We start from the raw sequence: 1567 nt of genomic DNA on the forward strand, positions 1-1567 counted from the left end.
AAGTAGGCTTATTTCTGTTAATTATTGGAACGAAAAAATTTTTTTGAAAATTGGGTTTGGGGAATTTTCAAAAAAAAAATGATTAAGCCGCAACCGTTGGAAATTTTCAATTGATTCCTTGAAAATTTTAAAGATTGCGGCTTTTTTGACTTTTTAAAAATTCTGTTTAGAACCCTGAGCAGGGAAGAATAATCCCTAGAATGCCAGCTTCAGGTTGACCAATGGATTTGAAACATTGGAATTTGGACCGATAATGCCTGAAGGAACAAGCATTCTTTGGTTGACAAAATAGTTTTCCGGCGTCACTTTCATGGAGAATTTGTAGGGCTTGTCTTTGTTGATTTTGCTCAGGAGATTTCCGGCAAGGTTGTCTTTTTTATACTTATTGAAAAGAATCTGCTGTGTTGCCAAAGCAAATACCGAAGGGATACCTACCCAAAGGGTAGGGGATTCTGTTTCAAAGATCGCAGCAATGCCAAGCCCAACCAAGGCTGCCCCACCGGTAGAAAGTGCGATGGTACTTCCTTGTCTTTTGTTGAGGTAAACACCTTTTACAGCTTTTTGGGCTAGCATAGTACCAATGACAGTTCCTGCTGCTGGAATAAGCAAAATAGCACTTGATGCATCATCTTGCAATACTTCAGCTGCTATGGCGAAACCGACACCAGTGGTAGCAAGGGTCATGGCCGAAATGTTATCGACATCACCTTTGGTATAATCATATTTTTGGGAGACTTTATTAGCCACAAGGATTCCTCCTACACCTCCCGCCAAAAAGGCAGCACCATAGAGATTTAAGTTTTCTGATCCGGCAGCCCCCAGTGATGCTGCGGCAAGCCAAGGACCTATCGTGCCGTAATGTCTGACCAATTCAATATGTCCTTCAGAAAAATTTCTGGATTTCTGTAGCTTAAAACCCACTTCTCCCAATGCGATACTTCCCAATGTGGAAAGCCCCAAGGCCAATTGTCCCGTATAGTCTTCTTCTCCACCGATCATCAGTGCCAGGGATCCACCATAAATCAGACCAAGAAACTTTCCGGTATTACTTGCCCTGATGACAGGACGGGTGATGTTTTCATATTTTTTTGGATTAATGACCGGTCCCAATGCCCAAAGTCCTCCTGTCAATAGGGGGATTCCGACTGCAGCAGCACTGCTGATTTCAGTAACGCCTACCAAACTGGCGCCATAATAGGCTCCATAAAAAATATTTGTGGCATAATCTCTCCCTCTCCATTCAAATTCTTCTTCGACTACGGCCGTTTGTTGAGGTCCAAATATCTCCCTGTCCCATTGGGATTTCATTTTTTCATAAACCGACCTTTCATCATCCGAAAGCCTCGAGAAATAATTGGCAAGGTAGGTTTCATAATCTTTGAGGTAAGAGGTTTCGTCAGCTGACAGGACGATGCCCGTATTGCTTTTTTGTTTGATAATCCGGTAAGTTTCTTTGTTGGATTCTTCCCAATAGCCTCGAGCGGTGTAGATGCCCTGCGCATCGGCTTGGAAATGAGTGGCAAAGGCCATAAAAAAAAGAAACACAGACAGATGGAAATAATGATTG

Annotated in this window: 1 protein-coding gene; it reads right to left on the minus strand. The window is 42.6% G+C overall.

What is annotated here, in order from left to right; genetic code table 11:
• Nucleotides 1-195: 195 nt before the first annotated feature.
• Nucleotides 196-1567 (minus strand): hypothetical protein (locus tag ACZFYI_RS20230; RefSeq protein ID WP_462525926.1); only part of this gene is annotated, 1372 nt, incomplete at its 5' end.

It is taken from the genome of Aquiflexum sp., assembly GCF_977115555.1.